Annotated in this window: 20 protein-coding genes; 9 read left to right on the forward strand and 11 right to left on the reverse strand. The window is 45.6% G+C overall.

Annotation, left to right across the window (positions count from 1 at the left end):
* Positions 1–136 precede the first annotated feature (136 nt).
* From F0265_RS10595 to F0265_RS10610, 4 genes are all read right to left on the reverse strand, one after another.
* Positions 137–445, reverse strand: coding sequence for a helix-turn-helix transcriptional regulator (locus F0265_RS10595; protein ID WP_171748850.1), 309 nt, complete (start codon positions 443–445; stop codon positions 137–139).
* Positions 446–791: 346 nt separating this feature from the next.
* The gene (dgcA, locus tag F0265_RS10600; RefSeq protein ID WP_171748851.1) at positions 792–1,772 is read right to left on the reverse strand and encodes an N-acetyl-D-Glu racemase DgcA; all 981 of its coding nucleotides are present in this window, start codon (positions 1,770–1,772) and stop codon (positions 792–794) included.
* 8 nt (positions 1,773–1,780) lie between these two features.
* A complete protein-coding gene (dgcN, locus tag F0265_RS10605; protein ID WP_171748852.1) occupies positions 1,781–2,785 on the reverse strand; it encodes an N-acetyltransferase DgcN in 1,005 nt (334 codons plus the stop codon).
* Between the two features lie 98 nt (positions 2,786–2,883).
* Positions 2,884–3,768 (reverse strand): LysR substrate-binding domain-containing protein, encoded by an 885-nt coding sequence (locus F0265_RS10610; protein ID WP_171748853.1) that lies wholly within the window; start codon positions 3,766–3,768, stop codon positions 2,884–2,886.
* Between the two features lie 151 nt (positions 3,769–3,919).
* Here F0265_RS10610 and yegD point away from each other — a divergent pair, with 151 nt between their 5' ends.
* The 3 genes from yegD (at position 3,920) to F0265_RS10625 (ending at position 7,520) form a co-directional block, all read left to right on the forward strand.
* A complete protein-coding gene (gene yegD, locus F0265_RS10615; RefSeq protein ID WP_171748854.1) occupies positions 3,920–5,272 on the forward strand; it encodes a molecular chaperone in 1,353 nt (450 codons plus the stop codon).
* 389 nt (positions 5,273–5,661) lie between these two features.
* On the forward strand, positions 5,662–6,714 hold the full coding sequence (locus F0265_RS10620; RefSeq protein ID WP_171748855.1) for a porin: 1,053 nt from the start codon (positions 5,662–5,664) through the stop codon (positions 6,712–6,714).
* Positions 6,715–6,905: 191 nt separating this feature from the next.
* Positions 6,906–7,520: a fumarylacetoacetate hydrolase family protein gene (locus F0265_RS10625; RefSeq protein WP_171748856.1), complete on the forward strand. Its 615-nt coding sequence runs from the start codon at positions 6,906–6,908 to the stop codon at positions 7,518–7,520.
* Positions 7,521–7,695: 175 nt separating this feature from the next.
* Here F0265_RS10625 and F0265_RS10630 read toward each other — a convergent pair whose 3' ends face one another.
* The 3 genes from F0265_RS10630 to F0265_RS10640 all read right to left on the reverse strand — a co-directional run bounded on the left by F0265_RS10630 (position 7,696) and on the right by F0265_RS10640 (position 9,624).
* On the reverse strand, positions 7,696–8,004 hold the full coding sequence (locus F0265_RS10630; protein ID WP_064486054.1) for an AzlD domain-containing protein: 309 nt from the start codon (positions 8,002–8,004) through the stop codon (positions 7,696–7,698).
* Complete coding sequence (locus tag F0265_RS10635; protein ID WP_171748857.1) at positions 8,004–8,720, reverse strand: AzlC family ABC transporter permease; 717 nt, start codon at positions 8,718–8,720, stop codon at positions 8,004–8,006. Before F0265_RS10635 ends, F0265_RS10630 begins: the two co-directional genes overlap by 1 nt.
* Positions 8,721–8,796: 76 nt before the next feature.
* Positions 8,797–9,624, reverse strand: a complete 828-nt coding sequence (locus tag F0265_RS10640; protein WP_171748858.1) for an AraC family transcriptional regulator — start codon at positions 9,622–9,624, stop codon at positions 8,797–8,799.
* A 211-nt stretch (positions 9,625–9,835) separates the two neighbouring features.
* On the opposite strand from F0265_RS10640, the gene F0265_RS10645 reads away from it, so the two are divergent.
* From F0265_RS10645 to F0265_RS10670, 6 genes are all read left to right on the forward strand, one after another.
* Positions 9,836–10,474, forward strand: a complete 639-nt coding sequence (locus F0265_RS10645) for a LysE family translocator (protein ID WP_065742114.1) — start codon at positions 9,836–9,838, stop codon at positions 10,472–10,474.
* Between the two features lie 49 nt (positions 10,475–10,523).
* Positions 10,524–10,943: a GNAT family N-acetyltransferase gene (locus F0265_RS10650; RefSeq protein ID WP_171748859.1), complete on the forward strand. Its 420-nt coding sequence runs from the start codon at positions 10,524–10,526 to the stop codon at positions 10,941–10,943.
* Between the two features lie 83 nt (positions 10,944–11,026).
* Complete coding sequence (locus tag F0265_RS10655; RefSeq protein ID WP_171748860.1) at positions 11,027–11,392, forward strand: hypothetical protein; 366 nt, start codon at positions 11,027–11,029, stop codon at positions 11,390–11,392.
* Between the two features lie 93 nt (positions 11,393–11,485).
* Complete coding sequence (locus F0265_RS10660; protein ID WP_171748861.1) at positions 11,486–13,588, forward strand: protein-disulfide reductase DsbD domain-containing protein; 2,103 nt, start codon at positions 11,486–11,488, stop codon at positions 13,586–13,588.
* Positions 13,588–14,088, forward strand: coding sequence for a thioredoxin domain-containing protein (locus tag F0265_RS10665; RefSeq protein ID WP_171748862.1), 501 nt, complete (start codon positions 13,588–13,590; stop codon positions 14,086–14,088). Before F0265_RS10660 ends, F0265_RS10665 begins: the two co-directional genes overlap by 1 nt.
* Positions 14,089–14,098: 10 nt before the next feature.
* The gene (locus F0265_RS10670; RefSeq protein WP_171748863.1) at positions 14,099–14,800 is read left to right on the forward strand and encodes a thioredoxin domain-containing protein; all 702 of its coding nucleotides are present in this window, start codon (positions 14,099–14,101) and stop codon (positions 14,798–14,800) included.
* Positions 14,801–14,846: 46 nt separating this feature from the next.
* Here F0265_RS10670 and F0265_RS10675 read toward each other — a convergent pair whose 3' ends face one another.
* The 4 genes from F0265_RS10675 to vpsO all read right to left on the reverse strand — a co-directional run bounded on the left by F0265_RS10675 (position 14,847) and on the right by vpsO (position 19,833).
* Positions 14,847–16,166, reverse strand: coding sequence for an O-antigen ligase (locus tag F0265_RS10675; protein ID WP_171748864.1), 1,320 nt, complete (start codon positions 16,164–16,166; stop codon positions 14,847–14,849).
* 58 nt (positions 16,167–16,224) lie between these two features.
* Positions 16,225–16,800 (reverse strand): hypothetical protein, encoded by a 576-nt coding sequence (locus F0265_RS10680; protein WP_253809420.1) that lies wholly within the window; start codon positions 16,798–16,800, stop codon positions 16,225–16,227.
* Positions 16,801–16,936: 136 nt separating this feature from the next.
* Positions 16,937–17,629, reverse strand: coding sequence for a VpsP family polysaccharide biosynthesis protein (locus F0265_RS10685; RefSeq protein WP_171748865.1), 693 nt, complete (start codon positions 17,627–17,629; stop codon positions 16,937–16,939).
* On the reverse strand, positions 17,629–19,833 hold the full coding sequence (gene vpsO / locus F0265_RS10690; RefSeq protein WP_171748866.1) for an exopolysaccharide regulatory tyrosine autokinase VpsO: 2,205 nt from the start codon (positions 19,831–19,833) through the stop codon (positions 17,629–17,631). The genes F0265_RS10685 and vpsO overlap by 1 nt, the downstream gene beginning before the upstream one ends.

The following is a 19,833-nucleotide window of genomic DNA, read 5'->3' on the forward strand; positions in this document are numbered from 1 at the left end:
CAGTATTTTATTGCTCACCTGATGGCGCAATAAAAGGTAGGATATGTAGAGAAGAATTATTATTTTTGTCAGTTGTATGGCGAGGTCGAGTTCAGAAATCATTGTCGTGTCTATCCAAAACAGCAAAGATGCTAACTTATTGTTTTTGAATTCCTTCTAGTATTTTAAGAATATCAAGCTTTGTTGTTTCACTGTGGCTGGAGGCTTCTATTATGATATTTGCCAATGTGTCGTCATCACAGTAGAAGTAAGCGACGGTTATCTCTAGTACCGCAGATATGCGTTTTACGGTCGTGTAATCAGGAGCATGTTTACCAGTCTCGTATTGACTAATTCTAGCGCTAGCGCTTCCTGACTCCATCCCTAGTTTTTGCCCCAGTTCTTCCTGAGTGATACCTCTTTTCTTTCTTATGTCTCTTAGCCTTTTAGGTAATGGGCTGGTCATGCAGTGAGTACCTCCACTATCAAAGCAGAGTCATTTTAACCTTATAGTATTAGATATATTACTAAGGAATTTTTAGATTCTGAGTTTTTAGGTATATCTATTAAATAAGTAATGACTTTTTCACTGTTATCGACAGCTGTTTTATGAACTTTAGAACAATATTTTGTTAATTTATGGTGCGATTTAAGTGAGGAACATTATCGATATATTTATGATTATTTTGGGCTGGTACTTTATTACTAGAAAATGCTAGTTAATTAGAACTAGTTTGATTAATAAATAAACAAGAAACCCCGCCTTAAACGGTTTCTATTTAAGGCGGGGCTATAAATCAGGCAGGAATATATTATCTTTGAGTATTGTTTAAATCTAAAGTTCCAGATTGGTAAGTTAAGCCATCTGGGATATCCGTGCCGAGTAGCACTGGCCCATCTAAGTCAACTATCTCCGCTCGGGTTGCGATGGGCAAAGCTGCCTTCATTGCTAACGAGGTACCAAGCATGCAACCTACCATGATAGAAAACCCTTTCGCTCTGGCCTCTTGTTCCAACGCCAGTGCTTCTGTCAGGCCGCCCGATTTATCGAGCTTAATGTTGATCATCTCGTAGCATCCCTCTAAGTGGGAGAGGTCGCTACGCACATGGCAACTTTCATCAGCGCAGATAGGAATCGGATGTGAAATCTCCTTCAATAAACCATCTTGGCCTTTAGGAACAGGTTGCTCGATCATAGCGACATTAAGCTGATCTAACGCTGAAAAAAGCTCATCGAGATCTTCATTCTGCCAGGCTTCGTTGGCATCAAGGATAATTTTGCATTCAGGCGCTGCACGCCTAACGGCAGTGACTCGCGGTACAATATCTTTGTCGTCCAGTTTGACCTTGAGCAGAGTAGCGCCTTGCTCAACATAATCACTGGCTTGCTGCGCCATTTTTTCGGGTGTATCGATCGAAACCGTCATCGCCGTCTCGATTTGTGAGCGAATATCAAAGTAGGGAGATGGAAAGTGTAATCCGTCCGTCTTTGCGATCAAATCCCATAATGCACAGTCGAGCGCGTTTCTTGCGGCTCCAGCCGGCATTTTCTGCAGCGCAACTTTTGCGTCAGCAGCAGAAAGCGCTTTCAATTTTGGAATCATTTGATGAATTTGCGCCAATACTGATTCAACGCTTTCGCCATACCTCGGGTAAGGCGTACATTCTCCCATCGCAACATGAGATAGATGGTGGATCTCCACTCGAACCACATCACAATGCGTTCTTACTCCTCGCGAGATGGCAAAAGGCCGAGCTAGAGGAATCGATTCACTGAATGCTGTAATGTCCATGTCTGGCCTCACAGAGTTTTAATATGTGCGGCAATTGCATCGATGCCGAATCTAACTGGATCGGTGACCGGAACCTGATACTGCTCTTGCCAATCGGCACAAAGCGCCATGGCATCTTCTTCACTAATAGCAGAGGTATTCAGACTGATACCTGCCAGTTGAGCATTAGGATTCGTCAGTTGTGCAGCTGCGAGGTTAGCGTTTATCGTTGCTTCAATCGTCGGTAATTCACAATGCGGTAGATGGCGAATGTGAGGGCGCCCAATTTCGTGGCATAGTACCAAAGCATCTGCCTGCGCGCCGTGTAGTAAGCCGAGACTCACGCCTGCAAAAGAAGGATTGAACAGTGAGCCCTGACCTTCGATGATATCCCATTCGTGATCGGTAAATTCAGGGCTGATTTTTTCTACAGCGCCCGAAATGAAATCCGCAACAACCGCATCAATCGATATGCCTTGTCCGTCAATCAAGATGCCCGTTTGGCCTGTGGCTTTAAATTGTGCCGAGACATCAATATTGTGCAGTGCTTTTTCTAATGCCAATGCTGTAAACATTTTACCGACAGAGCAATCCGTACCGACAGTTAAGATACGTTTACCTTTGCGTGGGATGCCATTGCCAACTTCTAGGCTCTGGTCAAAATGGCGAACATCGTGCAGTTTAGTGATGCCTTGTTTTTCCAGTTCGGCCAGCCTAGGGATATCTTTCAAGCGTTGATGCATGCCGGAGGCAATTTCAAAACCTAGCTCCGCCGCTTGAATTAAACACTCTTGCCAGCTTTCAGGTATGAAGCCACCTGCATTGGCTGTTCCAATGACGAGTGTCTTTGCTCCCTCATTTTTTGCTTCTGCTAGCGTTAGATTGGGTAAACCCAGGGTGACAGTGTCACTCGTTAGGCGTAACTCACCAACACATTGTTCAGGTCGCCAAAGTGCAATACCTCGTGCCGTTTTCGCTGAAATCGGGTCGGTAACGTTGCCAAGAAAGAGTAAGTAAGGTTGAGCAATAGACATAAAGCATCCTTGATTAACAGAGTAAGCAGATGCATACACTCTATTGAACTCAATGCTCGATGCCGAATACCTATTTGTTGCTAGGGTATAACGTTAAGCTATACGCCTTGTCGCGCGGCTTCTTGGAGACGTTCAGCGAACCACTTGGCTGAAACAGAAAGCGGGTAATGCTGGCAATAAATTAAGGAGACATTTACTGGTATCGCCGGCATTAATGAAGCACATTGGATCTGCGGATACGATTGATAATGCTTGGCGGTCCAAGGATCGATAATGGCGTTTGCCGCACCATGCAAGACCATTTCCGCGGCAACATTATAACTTCTAACGCTGACCTTTGGGTGAAAGCTGGGGGAGACGGAATGAATTGATTGGTGTAGCTGAAACCCAAGTGGATCTCGCGTGTCGAGTCCAACCAGTGGCAACGAACTCTCTAGTAGTTCCTGAAGCGTGACCGAGTGCTGAGAGGTCGTCTCTGCGGGGAGCAGTGCCTTCATCTCAGTATTGAGTAAAGTGTCTTGAACAATGGAAGAAGCGCTCTCTTCCCCAAAGCAAACGGCAAGATCTAATTCGTTTTTGACTAGACCATCAATCAGTTCATCTCGATTTGCAGTGCACACTTCTAAGGTATAGTCAGTGTTGTTACACACCTGCGCTATGACCGGTGTGAGGAAACCAGAGGCAAGTATTGGCGGTGAACCAATGCGGAGGTGATGCTGACCATGCTTGAGTTTGCTGGTTAAACTTCGGAATTGGCCAAGCTGTTGGTAGATCTTTTCCGCTTCCGTAATCAGAGACTGGGCCTCCTGAGTTGGAACCAGCCGACCTTTTATTCGATCAAACAGCGTGAAACCCAATTGCTGCTCAGTATGAGCCAGTACTCGGGTGATATTGGGCTGTGAAACATGAAGCTGCTTGGCTGCCCCTGACACTGTGCCTGCCTGCATGACGGCATAAAACACTTCTATCTGGCGTAGATTCACTTCCTTGCTTCCCTAAGTACATGAACGGATAGCGGCCACTTTAAAACAAATGGATGAAGTTAAAAAGAATTAACCTAACTGGGTTGACCTGTCTATAAGTGTAGGCTTTACTGTGCGGCCCAATTTTTGGTAGATGATAAAGAGGTGATTGATGGCGATTGGATTCGATTATGGAACGGCTAACTGTTCGGTAGCGGAATTGGTCAATGATGAGATCAGGCAGATCCCTCTGGTTGGAGATAGCTACTATATTCCATCTACTTTATGTGCGCCAACAGCAGAAGTTGTCTCTGAATATTTGTTTCGTTGCCTAGATATTGAACCGGGTAGTGAAATCAGTGAAAGCGTACTGCGTCGAGCAATTAAGCTTAATCGTGAGGAAGGGCTGGAAGTACGCTCTGACGATATTCGATTTGGTCAACAAGCCTTAGAGCTCTATCTGGAAGACCCCAAGGACGTTTATTACGTAAAATCCCCCAAATCGTTCCTTGGGGTGACAGGCTTACGTGATATGCAGCTGGCCTTCTTTGAGGACTTGGTCTGCGCCATGATGGCCAATATCAAAACTCAGGCAGAACGTTCACTCCAAAAAGAGATTTCTCAGACAGTCATTGGTCGCCCGGTGAACTTCCTCGGCCGAGGGGGAAATGATTCTAACCTACAGGCAGAAGGTATTTTGCGCCGCGCTGCCCGCCGAGCCGGCTTTAAAGATATCGAGTTTCAGTTTGAGCCTCTGGCGGCAGGTTTAGATTATGAAGCGAGCCTTGAACAGAATAAAAATGTGCTGGTTGTTGATATTGGTGGTGGTACAACAGATTGCTCATTTGTTCAGATGGGCCCAAGCTGGTGCGGAAAGCAAGACAGAAGTGGGTCTTTGATTGCTCATTCTGGGCAGCGAATTGGCGGTAATGACCTAGATATTTTCACTGCCTTTAAATGCTTTATGCAGGAGTTTGGTATGGGGTCAACCAGCCAGTCGGGCCTAGACATCCCAACCACTCAATTTTGGAACCCCATTGCAATCAACGATGTTCAGGCGCAGCGCAAGTTCTACGCACATGAAAACCTCAAGCAGCTACGACTGTTGCTAAAGGAAGCTCGTGAACCAGAAAAACTGGCTCGACTGGTGCAGCTGCATCAAGAAACCCTTGGTTACTCGGTGATTCGAGAAGCCGAGCAAACTAAGATAGCATTGGCTGACTCGGCTGTTTACAACGCAAATTTGGATCTACTTTCTGAAGTGGTTTCACTTTCTGTAACGCGTCAACAAATGGAAGAAGCCATTGTCAATCCAACCGAGAAAATCAAAGCGCTGGTGGTTGAAGCCATTAAGCAAAGCAGCATCAAGCCTGATGTGATCTACATGACAGGGGGCTCAGCCCGTTCACCTATCTTGACTGGGGCAGTGAAATCCGTACTTCCAGACATACCTGTGATAAGCGGAAACTATTTTGGTTCGGTAACGGCAGGACTTGCGCGCTGGGCAAATACGATTTTCAGATAGCCGATGTAGGGCAACCAACTAGGTTGTTCCACCGTTGCACTTTGTCTAATTGCTATCCTGTTAATTTGACTGGATTTAGCTTCAAAAGCCCTCTATTGATAGAGGGCTTTTTACTTTTTTCAAAAAAGTTCCGTTTAAATTTCAAAAAGTGTGAACTTGATCGAGAGGTAAAAAAAGACCTCTGCTCTCACTAAAAACTTTAATATTTTCATGTGGTTAAAAATTGTTCACATTTTTGTTATTTGAGCAATTTCTAATAAATCTTCATGCTAAGCACTTGGTTGCACTTCATTTTTAAATATTTCGTACTACGTTTTAATTGTTCGTGATGCTTTGGCCCTACAGGTCAGACACGGACAGAAGTTACAACCCTAAACGGACGTTAAGTTATGAAAATTAAATTATTAGCCGCTGCAATTGCGGCAACAGCATGTGGTACTAACGCTTTCGCTGCAGAAATCTACAACAGCGAAGGTTCAACAATTTCTATCGGTGGCTACGTAGATGTAGGTATCGGTGAGTATGACTCAGCAGATGAAGTTGAGGTGCATGATGTGTCTCCTCGAATCAACATCGCAGGAACACAAGATATTGGCAATGGCTTTACTGTCGATGCGAAAGGCGAATGGGCTCTGAACTACCTTGATGGTGGTGATACCTCTTTCACTACTCGTCTGGGTTACATTGGTGCGACTCATGAGCAGTTCGGTCGATTTGTTGTCGGTACGCAGTGGTCTCCATACTACGACGTAGCGAGCGCAGCAGACTACCCTATCGCGTTTGCGAATGATTTCTTATATGACGATCACAACAATCTCGGTACAGCTCGCGGTGAAGATATGGTCAGCTACCGTAAAGCGATCGAACTGGGAGACATGGGAAGTCTAAACCTAGGCTTAGCATGGCAAGGTAAGCATACTGCAACCACGGATACTCAATCAGCTGTCGGAAGCACTGTTACAACGACCCGTACAAGCAGTGAGTATGATGCTCGTGGTCAAATTGCCCTGTCGATGAATGTCTATGGCTTTAACCTAGGCTACTCATACAATGGTGGTGACGTTGACAATGTGGATGCGCATTCTCACGCGTTTGCTTTCAGCTCAGGTTCATACGGTGACGGCCTCTATTCAGCGGTTGTTTATGCGATGAATGAAAATATGAACAATGATGTTACTGCTAGCGGTGCTATGGCTGAAAGTGACCAGTATGAAATCCTCTTGGCTTATGCACTTGGTAATGGCTGGAATTTCAGCGTTAACTACGAAGCTGAAATTAACGATAAAACTAGCAAAACTCAATACAGCCAGTCGGCTCTACAAGCAGAGTACACCTTTACACCTAAGTTCATTGGCTTTGCAGGCTATCAGTTTGACCTAGGTAATGACATCAACGTGAAAGAGGAAGACAATTGGACCATTGGTGCTCGTTACTTCCTATAAATCAATAAGATCTACTGCCTCAACACGTAATTGTGTTAGCGCCTATCCAGTGTTGGATAGGCGTTTTTCTATTTTCTGGGCTGGGTGTACCAATTATGGGGATTGGATCTTAGTTTCGAAACACGATGGGTTAATTCATTAATTTGTTGAATTAATATTGGCGTTCGGAGTAGAACGATCAGGGAAGCAGCATGAATTCGGTAAAATTTGGCGATAAAAGTATCTATCCTAGCAAAGTGGTTTGCGTAGGACGCAATTATCTTGAACACATCAAAGAGCTAAATAATGCAGTACCGGATGAAATGGTTGTGTTCAACAAACCGTCTTCTTCTATCTCTTCTCAGTTAATATCGCACCACGGTGAAACCTTACACTACGAGGGTGAAATCTGCTTTATTGTACGTGAAGGTCAATTGAGCGCGGTTGGGCTTGGATTAGACCTGACCAAACGCGAGTTGCAATCCAAACTTAAGAATAAAGGGTTACCGTGGGAGCGCGCGAAAGCTTTTGACGGTTCCGCCGTATTTAGCCGCTTTATTTCTTTGGACGGTATTGCAATTGAATCTCTGGAGATTGAGCTGTTTATTAACTGTGTTCGTGTTCAAAAGGGTGCCGTCACCCAAATGATGTATCCGCCCCAAACCATTCTCGAAGAGCTCAGAACATACACCACTTTAAATGATGGTGATATCGTAATGACTGGCACCCCGCAAGGCGTTGGTGAAGTTCATACTGGCGATGTGTTCCTTGGGCGATTAAAAGCTGAAGGTAAAACGCTGATCGAAATTGAATGGTTAGCGCAATAACCCTTTACCTTTCCCCTAGTGGAAGGAGTAACCTCTGAATTCTGGTTAACTCAGAGGTCATTATTATGGGATGTTGTAATCAAGCACCAAAAGGTGGCACTACTCAGCTAGGTGTACTGGTCAAGTGGGTGACGATACTAGGATGTGGTGTTTTGTTGTTGGCTTTGATATTCGGTTAAAACAGCTGTAGTCCAACAAACACCAGCATACTGGCTAAGGTCGTCAGTAACACATTGTTAGTTTTCCAAGCCAAGATTGCCGCCAATATTGCAGAAAGTAGGTATGGGTTGTCTGGCGTAAGCCAAAGCTGTTTCTCAGGCATGAATACAATGGGAGCCCAGATTGCAGTCAGAACCGCAGGGCTTGAATAGCTGAGAAGGCGATGCGTTTTAGGGCTTAATCGCAATGGTAGTCTAGGCTCAAGAAATACATAACGGCTTAGGAAAACCAGTGCGGTCATCGCTAGAATAGAGAGCATAACCATTACTTCGCCCCTCTTATTGTTTCGCACATATAGCCCGCCACCATTCCGCATACGCTGGCAATCATTAGCCCTGATTCAATTTTCAAATAGCTGCAGACCACCGAGACGAGAAGCGAAGTTAACACCGCCATTAATATAGGCAAGCTTTTGATGTTTGGCGTGACAATTGCTATGAATGTTGCAGCGACCGCAAATTCCAACCCGAGCTCATTCATTGCTGGGATCTGACTGCCAGCAATGATGCCCGCCAAGGTCGCTAGGTTCCAGAAAAGGTAAAAGCTGAGCCCCGCGCCGAATGCATACCAGCGATTGAACTGCTGTTCTGATTGTTGCCCACACAATGCAAATAACTCATCAGTGAGTAGGAATCCAAGTCCTAAACGCCATTTGAGTGGTAATGGGCTGACTTTACTACGCATAGAAACGCTGTATAACAAGTGGCGTGAAGTAATAAAGAAGGTCGCCAGCAGCATTGTGGCGAGCCCAGCTCCGGCCTTTAACATACCTGTTGCCACAAGCTGAGCTGAACCTGCAAAAAGAATCGCCGACAAAGCTTGGCTTTCTATCACAGTCAGTCCGGCATCAATTGCAAAAGATCCTGCCAGCAGCCCCCAAGGAATAACGGCAATGCTGAGAGGCATCATAGCGAATGCTCCTTGCATGAATAATCGTTGTTTACTAGGTGTGTAAGGCGAATTCAATGTCGTACTACTCATAAAAATTTATTTGGTTGTTAGACTTGTAATCATTAATACACACGTAAAACCGCGTGCCTTGTATAAAATTGCGCTGCTAAATGCTGTTGGCGTATTGCTTGGGTGTGACCCCCATCGCTTGTTTGAAGTGGCGATGAAAATGGCTTTGATCGTGAAATCCGGATTCTTGAGCAACATCTGAGATTTTCATTCCCTGCCGCATCAGGCGCTTCGCGAATCGAAGTCGTGCTTGGATTTGGTAGGAGTGTGGTGGCAACCCATACGATTTCTGAAAGCTCCTCACAAGATGAAATGGGCTTAATCCTGCGAGTTTGGCCAGATCTTCCAACGACACATTCGCCTGTGGAAAGTCATCGAGAAATTCCTTAACGATACCAATCTGTTTAGAGCCAGACGTTATTAAATCGCTTGATTGACGGCTTTTGCTATGGCGAGCGATGAGTTTAACCAGTGTGCCGTAAACCAACGTTTCTCTAAGTAGTTTATTGTCTGACTTTTCTAGTACATCAAATACCAGCCTTAACTGTTGTGCCATTTCAGGGTCGTATACGACTGGCTCTGGGAAGTAAGGGGCAGATAATGCTGGGGTTAAACCTGAGGTTATCTGAGAGAATTGTTCAGGAAGAGGGTACATAGCTTTGTATTCCCATCCTCCTTCAGTCGCCGTCTGGCCGTTATGCACTTCATCCGCATTGACTAAAATAATGCTGTCTTGAGGCGCAATATGATTGCCTCCGGTTCGATAGAACTTTTGAGCGCCTTTCTCTATAACACCAACGGTATAGCCTTCGTGGCTGTGGCGTGAAAAGTTTTGATGAGTGTATTTCGCATCGAGTAACTCTAGCCCGCCAAGTTCAGAAGCAAGTTGAAAACGTGCCGACTCCTTCTTTTTATTATCAGCCATTCCTAGAAACTCCACACTTAAAACTCTCACCAGTCTAGCTTATAAGTTTCGCTTATTTTTGTACAAAATTGCTTTCCTTTTAAGAAAAAGTTAATAATCTGTAATGGTTTTATGTGTTGCTTTTTTGCTCAGCATTTGAGTTTTATATCTAGTTATTGATCTTTTTTTGCTATAAAATCCCGCACTTTCTTGTCTAATTAATATAATAACTATGATTGATATATCGGTGCTTCCAGTTTATTTAACTGCAGTGGTGGCACTTTTATTGTTGCCTGGCCCGGATATGCTTCTGATCGCCAGCTCAAGTATGAGTTATGGCCGTCGAGTAGGTGTTTTTGCCAGTTTGGGTAACGCGACATCAGGTGTGATCTTAACGCTGCTTGCTGCGGCAGGCGTCTCCGCCTTAGTGGCTATGAGCCCTGTAGCGCTTAAGGCGCTTCATCTTCTAGGCGGCGCTTATTTGTTAAAAATGGGCTGGGATTGTCTACGAGCGAGTGACAGTGGGAATCCTGATTTGGACCCGTCAAGTAAAGTGGCTGGGACTTTCTATCAGAGAGCATTGGTCAGTAATCTGCTTAACCCTAAAGCTTTAGTCTTTTTTGTCATGTTCTTACCTCAGTTTGTCTCGGTCAATATAGAGGCATCATCTGGAGAACAGATGTTGGCATTGGGGTTACTGCTCAATGTGCTAGGGCTGGCTTTCAACTTCCTGTTGGTTGCATTGGTGGGTACTTTAGGTAAACCACTGCTTGAAAATGCCAAGTTCCGAACATACCAACATAAGTTCATGGGGCTGATTTTTGCCATTCTGGCATTTTGGATGCTAAGCTCGTTTATCGCAGAGTTGTAATGTAAGGCCAGCAATTGCTGGCCTTATTTGTTAAGAGGAAAGGAAGCCTATGCACATCAGTTTCATGTTGAACCCGCCAAAGAATATTAAAGATGCTATCTACAATGGGCTGAAATCATTTAACCTCAAGCATTTTCCTGATGAAGACATTGTGTCGTTGGCGTGCATTGCTGAAAATGAACAAGGTGATTTTGTCGGCGGATTAACGGGTGAGATTTTTACAAATACACTTTTTGTTGAATTTTTATGGGTAGATGAAGTCAAACGCTCTGCAGGCACGGGTTCTAGCTTAATGGCTAGAGTCGAGCAAGAAGCTAAAGCCCATGGCGTAACGGATATTTACTTGGATACCTACTCGTTTCAGGCAGCGGATTTTTATCTCAAGCTTGGTTTTAAAGAAGTTGGGCGCTACGAAGGTTTCCCAACGGCAGGCGTTGATAAGATTTTTTTACAAAAGAAAATTGTATAGTGAAGTTCTGACACTACACTAACATTCACTTTAGCCGCATACCCATAATGGGGCGGTTTTAATCCTCGGGTTTTACAGAGTTAATGATCAAGCGTTTGAAATCTGCAGTGATGGCGAGAATTACCTTACTTCTGGTTGGGTGGGTTTTTGCTATCTGCTTTATGCAGAATACCAGCATCATTAGCATGTGCTCGTTTAAGCAGTCTGCTCTTACCGACACAATTCAGCTCACCGATAACGGTGATGGCATTCAAAAACAGTGTGACCTGACAGAAAAGCTGCTCAGCAGTGCCAAGGTTAATCTTGATAACATGATGGTACCGATGTTTTTGTTCATTGTAGTCATCGTTGCCTGGCTGGTTCGGATTCGACCAGAAGTCCCGTCCTTTACCGAACCTATTATCCCCAAATCTAGGATTCACCTCACATTGTGTGTTTTCAGAGAATAAATTCAGCCATGTGTTTCTGACTTCGGTCAGAGGATTTAATACGTCTGTTATATCAACCATTTACAAAAAATGGTGACTATTTTGGAAATACACATGAGAAGTTTATTAAAAGACATGGTCATGAGTGCAATCTCTCTGTTGTTTGCACTGAGTACCTTGCTATTCACCACCCAAGCCTTTGCAGAAGTCGATACCGGCTGGATGATCAAACAGGAGCATCCGCCGCTCAAAACTCGCTTTGTTCTTACGGGGCAGGCTGACGCTGCGAGTAAAACCGTAGAAGGCTTTCTAGAAGTTGAACTGGATGACGACTGGAAGACCTACTGGCGCAGCCCGGGAGAAGGTGGTGTTGCTCCTTCTATTGATTGGGGAGAGTCGACCAATCTTGAAAACGTAGAGTGGCATTGGCCTTACCCGGAACAGTTCAGTTTGCTTGGCATTAATACTCTGGGCTATAAAGATAAAACCGTGATTCCTATGACGCTAGCAGTCAAGGATTTTACTCAACCAGTGGTATTGGATGCTAAGCTAACGATGTCGTCGTGTACCACGATTTGTGTGCTTACGGATTACCCATTTTCACTCACTTTCACTCCAAGTGAGCTGATTATCAATCAAGACGCACTTTATACGCATGCCCAAGCCATCAGCCAGGTGCCTAAGTCTTCGCCTTTGTTGTCGAATGCAAAAGCAACCTGGGATGCGAATGCCAAATTTCTTCAAGTTCAGATGACCAAAGCGCTTGGTTGGGAGGACCCAAACTTTATTGTCGACGGGCATTCGGATGATGCAAAGGAGTACAGCTACAAACTGACCGGCTATAGTGTTGATGGAGATACAGTTACGGCAACGTTTGATGTGTCGAGTTGGCTAGGCGACATCAGTTTTATTGATCAGAGTATTTTTGTCACGGTTCAAGACAACAACTTTCTGGCTGAACAGGACGTCACCGTCTCAAATGGGGTAGTGACCAAGACCGATATCTCTCTATTGCAGATGATTGGCTTTGCTCTGTTCGGCGGTTTGATTCTTAACGTCATGCCATGTGTTCTACCTGTCTTGGGTATGAAACTCAGCAGTATTGTGGCAGTTCAAGGTGTTGAACGACGCCAGATCCGCTGGCAATTTCTCGCGTCTTCGGCCGGTATTCTTACCTCATTTTGGTTGCTGGCTGGTTTCCTGTTGATACTTAAGTTGACTGGAAATGCAGTGGGTTGGGGGATTCAGTTCCAAAGCGGTTGGTTTATTGCCATTATGGTGCTGGTCACCAGTCTGTTTGGTGCCAACATGTTGGGACTGTTCGAGATCCGCCTGTCTTCGAAAACCAATACTTGGGCTGCATCAAAAGGCGATAATTCCTATGCCGGACACTTTACCCAAGGTATGTTTGCTACCTTGCTTGCCACTCCGTGTTCTGCCCCGTTCTTAGGAACAGCGGTAGCTTTTGCATTAGCCGCTAGCTCACTGGAGCTGTTTACGATCTTTACTGCCTTAGCCGTAGGGATGGCGCTTCCTTGGATTGGTGTTGCGCTTTTCCCAGGTATTGCAAAACTGCTGCCGAAACCAGGCGCATGGATGAATAAGCTCAAACTCTTGTTCGGCGTCATGATGCTGGCGACCAGTATTTGGCTACTCACATTACTCAATAACCACATTCCTCCGTTCTGGACGCTGCTTATTGCCTTGGTGGCATTTGTGGTTGTACTGATTCGCGTGAAAAAGGTGTATGGCGACAAAGCCATGGCGATTTCAGGAGGTGGTGCTGTGCTCTTGATAGCGGGCGGTTTTGTTCTAGCGAGCATGACCACTGATCACTGGGCAACACCCTTGCCAGATGATTTGGTTTGGGAGCGCTTATCTAATGAGCGGATTGAGCAAGCCGTGAGTCAAGGCCAAACCGTATTTGTTAACGTGACGGCAGATTGGTGTGTCACTTGTAAAGCGAACAAAATTGGCGTCATTCTACAAGATCCTGTCTATTCGGCACTGAAGCACCCATCGGTCACTCTGATTGAAGGGGATTGGACGCATCCAGATGGATTAGTGACGGATTACCTGCGTGCCAATGGCCGATTTGGTGTGCCGTTTAACATTGTCTATGGGCCAAGTGCTCCCGAAGGTATCCCATTACCTGTCATCTTATCAAGCGAGGCTGTGATGGAAGCCATTGCATCCGCTGGGGGAGGGAACAGTTAGTGAAACGTTCTCTGCGTTACTGGCTTAAAGAGATTTTGATTCTGGTGGTATTGGCCATTGCGATTTCTGCGGCAATGGACTGGTTTCGTAGCCAGAGCCTACCGACTGAATCGGCGCCGCCGATCACGGGTGTCACTCTGGATGGAGAGTCGGTCGATGTGATTGCCATGAGCTATGAGCAGCCAGTGATGGTCTATTTCTGGGCGACTTGGTGTCCTGCGTGTAAGTTTGTCAGCCCAACGGTTGACTGGTTGAGTCAGTATTATCCAGTCATCGGTGTCGCTGGTTCGTCAGGAACCTCCGCTCGAGTTCGCCAGTTTATACAGGCTCAAGAGTATCAATTTAGCAATATTAATGATGAAAGAGGGGAGATATTCAATCGTTGGAATATCTCCGTAACCCCAACCATTTTCATAATCAAAGATGGCAAGGTGGAAAGCATTACAACAGGCATCATTACACCACCAGGTATGTTAGCCAGACTTTGGTTAAATCAATAGGAACAATAAAGTGATTAAGAAATTAACAATAGCACTGGCGATGGGCGTTATGGCGCTATCGCCTCTGGCTCAAGCTCAAAATCAGGACGAGAAAATCAACGAAATTGTCGAGATGCTCAAAGCCAATCCAAGTGTCGTCGAAGGGCTTCATGAGAGTCTGGGCATGTACGTTAAACAGCAGCAACAATTTGATCAGTTGCTGTCGAGCAGCCAAGCGTACATCAATGACCCTAAGCACACCTCTATAGGTGCAGAAAATGCGGAATTAACCTTGGTTAACGTGACGGATTACAGCTGCCCTTATTGTAAGAAGCTAGATCTTGAATTGCAGAAGCTGGTAAAGGACTACCCGCAGATCAAAGTCGTTAACTTGTATGTTCCGCTGAAAGAAGGTTCTTCGAGTGTTAACTCGGCGGGTTATGCTTTGAATGTGTGGCAAAACGCACGTGACAAGTATCCTCAAGTTCACGAGTTGCTAGTGGCGAAACCAGGTACCCACGATGCAATTTCTCTGGCTAAAATTGCCAAGAAAACAGGTACAGAACAGTACCTGAACAACCCTGAAGATATTGAAAAGCAGTTGGAAAACAATTACGCGTTGTTCAATGGCTTCGGTTTGCGTGGAACGCCTGCTTTGATTGTCGGCGAGAGCGTGATACCAGGTTATGTACCTTACGATAAACTGGAAGAAATCGTAGAAAAGCAATTGTAATGAAAAAGGAACACTCCCTCATTGCGAGGGAGTGTTCGCTTACTCGCTAGTCATCTGAGCGTTTACGTTTTACGGCAGGGATGGCAAAAGCCCAGTGAGCGATGAGTAGACAAAGTAAGAAATAGATAGTCGTTGCTGGTGCTTGCAGTGGGAAATCAACACTCATGTGGATGAGCATCCCCAATATAGCCATAAAAGCCCCAAGCCCCGCCCCTTTCATCTGACGGCTGCGTCGATTTCGAAAAGCTTGCATCGACTTAAGCAGAGCGGCGACAACAGCCACTGCCAGTATTGATGTACCAATCAGACCATACTCGAAGACAAATTGGATATAGTCGTTGTGGGCGTGATCGTAAAAGAGTTGAATCTTTCCGTTGTTGTAGGCCTGAAACGACGAGTAAAAACTGCCTCCCCCCAAGCCAAGCAAAGGTTGATGTTGAATTGCCTCCAATGCGGCGTAAACCACGTCGTCACGCGATTCATTGCTCAGGCTGGTTTCCACCAAACGTTGTTTGACTTTTTCTAAGCCAAACCAAGTGCTGACGATGACCGTATCGATCACAAACAGGCTGGCAATCAAAACGTACATACTCTTAGGCTTGTTCTTATACAGGAGTAACAGAAGCAAACTGCCTGTGGTTAAGGCGATGAAAAACGCCACATTCCCCATTCTTGAACGCGTCAGCACTAAGGCAATCACCATGATAATCAAACCCAGGCGGATAAAAGCCTTATCGGATAGGAATACAGCGAAGAAGCGCTGTGCCGATAGGGTGATGCTTTGCTTTTGACTGTCTTGCAATTGGGAGATGAGCAGCCCAAAGCCAATGCATAGGTTAATCATCAGAAAGTTGGCTAAATGATTGTGGTAAACGAAGCTGCCAGACGCTCGATGCCCATTGGGCAAATCAAAAACGGGTGATAAGGGAAGATCAATCAACTGAATGACACCGGCATAAAACCCCTGACACACACCGCTGCTGACCATGACAAGAATTAGCGCTTTGAGGCGCGGCATATTGGTGATAACGACGGAAGCGATCAGGCAGATCTGCAAATAATGCAGGGTTTTAACCGAGGAAACGAGTGCTAGCCCGGTGTCCTCAAACAAACCAAAGGGCAGAACGGGTTGGACAAAAGCCCAGAGGGTAAATATTGCAAGTGGGATCAATACCCACCGAGTTCGTTTTAAATGATGAATCCAGTGATCACTGGAGTAACACACAATACAAAACAGCAGTAATCCCGCTACGAAGAATTCATTGATCGACCACGCCCAAGGTCTGTTTCCTCCGAGTGGGATCGGTAGCCAAAATACAAATAAAAGAAACAGTGGGTAGATCAGACGTTCAAGATAATTGGTCATAAAAACAGCACAAAAAAGAGGCAGGCTCATGGCCTGCCTTGAATAGACATATCAAAACTCAATTTGGCGAGGCAGTACCGCCACCGCTACCATTGCCAGTACCCAATGCGGTAGTTGCGCCTGGGTTAACCGCTAAAGGTGGAGCGGTTGCAATACCCGCAGCGGTTGGTTCACTGATTAATGCCGGGTCAGCACCGCCAGAAATCGCGGCAATCAGAATGTCTGTTGGGTCGAGCAAATTGAGTTCGGCGACAGCGTCGACGATATCCTGAGCATAGTCAGGAGCAGAGAACACCGCTTGTTGAATAAGCTGTTCGTACGCATCTGGATTGGCATGGCTAACTACAATCGCTGTTGCTTTGGCGATTTGTTCAGGTGCCAGAGATTGGGTTGCCGCTTCGAGTACAGCCAGACTGTCATCGGAATGGTTTTGAGCAGCAAGAGAGAGAATATCGGTTGTTTGGTCAGGACAGCTGGCTAACAAACTGGCGAGAGTTGAAGTCAGGTCCGTTGCGCTATCTAAAGACGATTGGACTGCGTCGAGATCGGAACAGGCCACATTTGGTGTTTCTTCTGCCATTGTTTGTGCTGAAAACGCAAGGCTGGCAATCAACATCCATATTCTGTTTTTCATGGTGATAAGTCCTGAATACTCTATGTGAGCGTTAATAAGGCCAGTATATGGTCTTATACTGATTAATCGACAAATATTGATTTAACATTCTGTTTTTCTTAAAAATGATTCGTTCGCTTGTTCAATTATGAAACACTCATACTTTGAGATAGCGGCATGAACCAATCGACGCATAGTCGACATCCTGCATCTGCTTCATCACGATACAAGCAAAGCGAAACTTGTTACTTTGCGTTAGGTAATCGCGAAATGTCTGGCGAACGTCTTTGTGTTTGATGGCACGATAGATATGTGGCATCGCCAGCTTCCTTTCCTGAGGTGTGAATGTCTGCCAGTTGGAGAGTGCCAGCGTTGCAATTTTTAGGTTCACCTCGGGAATGAAAGGACCGTGAGTATCCGCTTGGATCAGGTATTGGCTTCGATTTTTCCCACTGAGCTGCGTTTCCAAAGCGGCCAGATTCGCCCAGGTGTTCGGCCAGTTAGGCCTAAGCTCTGCACTATTGATGTACGCTTGCTTAGCCAAACTCAGATATTTTCCCTTCTCTGAATCGTCGCTGATGTACGCCTTCCACTCGTACACTTTTCCTTGTAAGTCAAAGTAGTGTGGGTGAGAAGAATGGTGATTAAGGCTAGCGTCGATCAGTTTCTCAGCGTTTTCTATTTCGTCTAATGGCGGCTTCTGCTCAGAGACATTCCAGTGCTCTATTTTATTTGAAACCGCTTTGGCGTAGAGCGAGGCCACACCAAAGTGATACGAAAGAAACAGAACAAACATGGCTGAGGCAGCTAGCCCCAGCTTAAACATCAAAGCGGAAACCTTGCCTTTCATTACGCGTTTTCGACTCCGTAATAAGACTGATACTGTTTGTAGCCGCTGTAAGCGGATGCTTTTTTAACGTTCAGCTTGTTAAGGATCACACCGTCAATCCTTGTGCCTTGCTGAGCGAGCTTCCCAACTACATCACGTACTGTTTTGGTTCGAGTATGCGAAGCATTGATGACGATGACCGCTGAATCAACATATCGCGATAGCATGAAGGCATCACTGACGGCCAGACAAGGTGGCGTATCGATGATGATGCGATCGTATTTAGTTCTCAGGTGCTCAACGAAATCACCAAAACCTGTTGAAGAGATAAGCTCAAGTGGGTTGTTGGTGTATGTCCCAGCGGCGAGAATATCCAGCTCAGATTCCTCATCGTGATAAATGCAATCTTCGATAGCGTGAGTTTTGGTTAGGATGTTAGTCACACCTGGTTGAGCAGAAGGTAGGCCAAATCGTCGCGCGACAGTCGGCTTTCTCAAATCGCAGTCGATCAGCAAGGTTTTTTCCATTTGTGCTAATGACAGCGCTAGGTTGAGGGCTGATGTGGTTTTCCCTTCATCGGGTTGTGAAGAGGTCACCATCACCACTGAATTGGACTTGTTTGAGTTGGCCAGCAAATATCCAGTTCGCACTGTTCGAACCGCTTCCGTCAACTGGCGGTTACGCTCGTCGAAGTAAGCTTTGCCATCCAGCGGGCGTTTGGTTTTCAATGCCGGAACGATTCCCAGAATTTCGAGTGACAATTGTTTTGATACTTGTTTGATATCGGTAAAGGTGTCATTTACTGCATCGGCAACAAAGGCCATCACGCAACCGAAACTCAAAGAAGCCAGAAATGCCAGAATGACGATCATCTTGCGGTTTGGCTTACTCGGGGCAAGCGGAGGGCTCGCATAGTCGGTAAAACGTGCAATATTGGCGTTGAAGTCGCTCGATGCATTGGTCTCTTTCTGGCGGCTAAGGAACAAATCAAACAGCTCGCGGTTTGTTTGTACTTCGCGCTTCAGCTCTGAGTATCTCGCGTTCTTGACGGTCAGATCCTGAAACTCTACTTTGCGCTTCTCTAGTTCACCACGAATGGTTTGTTCGGCTTGTCTTGCGGCTTTAAGCTCGTTGTTGATGCCATTGAGCAGCTGGTTTAGCTCTGAGCGAAGGTTCTTCTTAACGGATTCCAGCTCTGCAATTGCTGCCTTGAGCTTAGGGTGTTTAGGGCCGTAACGCTTAGAGAGTTCCGAGACTTTTCGTTCCGCCTGAACTTCCGCGACTTTGACATCACGAATGGTTGGATGGTTAGAAATCTCTGGTACCGAAGCAAGCGCTGACAACTGATTAGAGTCAGACTTGTAGTTTCTCGCTACTTGATACAGCGTTTCAGCAGCAACGCGACGATCGCGAGCTTTGTTTAGTTGAGAAGTGAGCTCGGCCAGTTCTTGTGAGGCTAGGCTTTCCACCCCTTGGATATCGACCAGACCTTCTTGTTGCAAGAACGCCTGTAGCTGTGCTTCCGATTGACGCAGTTTTTCGCGTAAATCACCAATACGTTCATTTAGCCAGCTCGACGCTTGTTGAGTGACTTCTATTTTCGCTTCAATATTGCTGTCCATGAAAACGCGTCCGATTTCATTGGCAATCTGCGCGGATAGTTCTGGGTCTCTACTGGTATATGAAACCTGTACAAGCTGTGTTTTACGGATCGGGTTGATCGCTAATCCGCGTTTGAACTTGTAAAGTACCAGCTTGTTTCTCGCGTAGTCTGACTGCTCAAGCTCTTCGCTAGGTAGAGATTTTCTAAAAGCTTGTAGGACTGGAAACCATTCCATCAAGCGATCTTTTAAAGAGACTTTGGATTCTTCCTGTGCGCGCGGATCAAACTCAGGGTGATTGGTCAGATTGAGACGGCGAATGACTTCTTCGGAGACTCGGTCTGATTTTAAAATCTCTATTTGAGTAAGGTAGTATTCCTGACTCTTGGTGTCTAAGCCATAAAACTCTTCAATAGAGATGATGTTGGCTTGCTTAGACTCGATAAGAAGTGTTGCTCTAGCGGTGTACTTTGAAGGCAGTGAAAGTACTACCAATATCGCCAGAGCAGTGACCAGTATTGAGAAGATGATGATGCGCCACTTATAGTTAAGTAGCACCTTAAAGTACTGGCGGATATCAATGAGCTCTTCTTTGCTCATCGGAGAATTCTGGGTGTTTTCCAT

Origin of the sequence: Vibrio sp. RE88 (assembly GCF_013113835.1) — a bacterium.
In the GTDB taxonomy this organism is placed as follows: Bacteria; Pseudomonadota; Gammaproteobacteria; order Enterobacterales; family Vibrionaceae; genus Vibrio.

Excerpts from the sequence above, each read along its gene's own strand:
- F0265_RS10595 (WP_171748850.1), bottom strand. The coding sequence starts at position 445 with ATGACCAGCCCATTACCTAAAAGGCTAAGAGACATAAGAAAGAAAAGA.
- dgcA (WP_171748851.1), bottom strand. The coding sequence starts at position 1,772 with ATGGACATTACAGCATTCAGTGAATCGATTCCTCTAGCTCGGCCTTTT.
- dgcN (WP_171748852.1), bottom strand. The coding sequence starts at position 2,785 with ATGTCTATTGCTCAACCTTACTTACTCTTTCTTGGCAACGTTACCGAC.
- yegD (WP_171748854.1), top strand. The coding sequence starts at position 3,920 with ATGGCGATTGGATTCGATTATGGAACGGCTAACTGTTCGGTAGCGGAA.
- F0265_RS10620 (WP_171748855.1), top strand. The coding sequence starts at position 5,662 with ATGAAAATTAAATTATTAGCCGCTGCAATTGCGGCAACAGCATGTGGT.
- F0265_RS10625 (WP_171748856.1), top strand. The coding sequence starts at position 6,906 with ATGAATTCGGTAAAATTTGGCGATAAAAGTATCTATCCTAGCAAAGTG.
- F0265_RS10630 (WP_064486054.1), bottom strand. The coding sequence starts at position 8,004 with ATGGTTATGCTCTCTATTCTAGCGATGACCGCACTGGTTTTCCTAAGC.
- F0265_RS10635 (WP_171748857.1), bottom strand. The coding sequence starts at position 8,720 with ATGAGTAGTACGACATTGAATTCGCCTTACACACCTAGTAAACAACGA.
- F0265_RS10640 (WP_171748858.1), bottom strand. The coding sequence starts at position 9,624 with ATGGCTGATAATAAAAAGAAGGAGTCGGCACGTTTTCAACTTGCTTCT.
- F0265_RS10645 (WP_065742114.1), top strand. The coding sequence starts at position 9,836 with ATGATTGATATATCGGTGCTTCCAGTTTATTTAACTGCAGTGGTGGCA.
- F0265_RS10650 (WP_171748859.1), top strand. The coding sequence starts at position 10,524 with ATGCACATCAGTTTCATGTTGAACCCGCCAAAGAATATTAAAGATGCT.
- F0265_RS10655 (WP_171748860.1), top strand. The coding sequence starts at position 11,027 with ATGATCAAGCGTTTGAAATCTGCAGTGATGGCGAGAATTACCTTACTT.
- F0265_RS10660 (WP_171748861.1), top strand. The coding sequence starts at position 11,486 with ATGAGAAGTTTATTAAAAGACATGGTCATGAGTGCAATCTCTCTGTTG.
- F0265_RS10675 (WP_171748864.1), bottom strand. The coding sequence starts at position 16,166 with ATGACCAATTATCTTGAACGTCTGATCTACCCACTGTTTCTTTTATTT.
- F0265_RS10680 (WP_253809420.1), bottom strand. The coding sequence starts at position 16,800 with ATGAAAAACAGAATATGGATGTTGATTGCCAGCCTTGCGTTTTCAGCA.
- F0265_RS10685 (WP_171748865.1), bottom strand. The coding sequence starts at position 17,629 with ATGAAAGGCAAGGTTTCCGCTTTGATGTTTAAGCTGGGGCTAGCTGCC.
- vpsO (WP_171748866.1), bottom strand. The coding sequence starts at position 19,833 with ATGGAAAACACCCAGAATTCTCCGATGAGCAAAGAAGAGCTCATTGAT.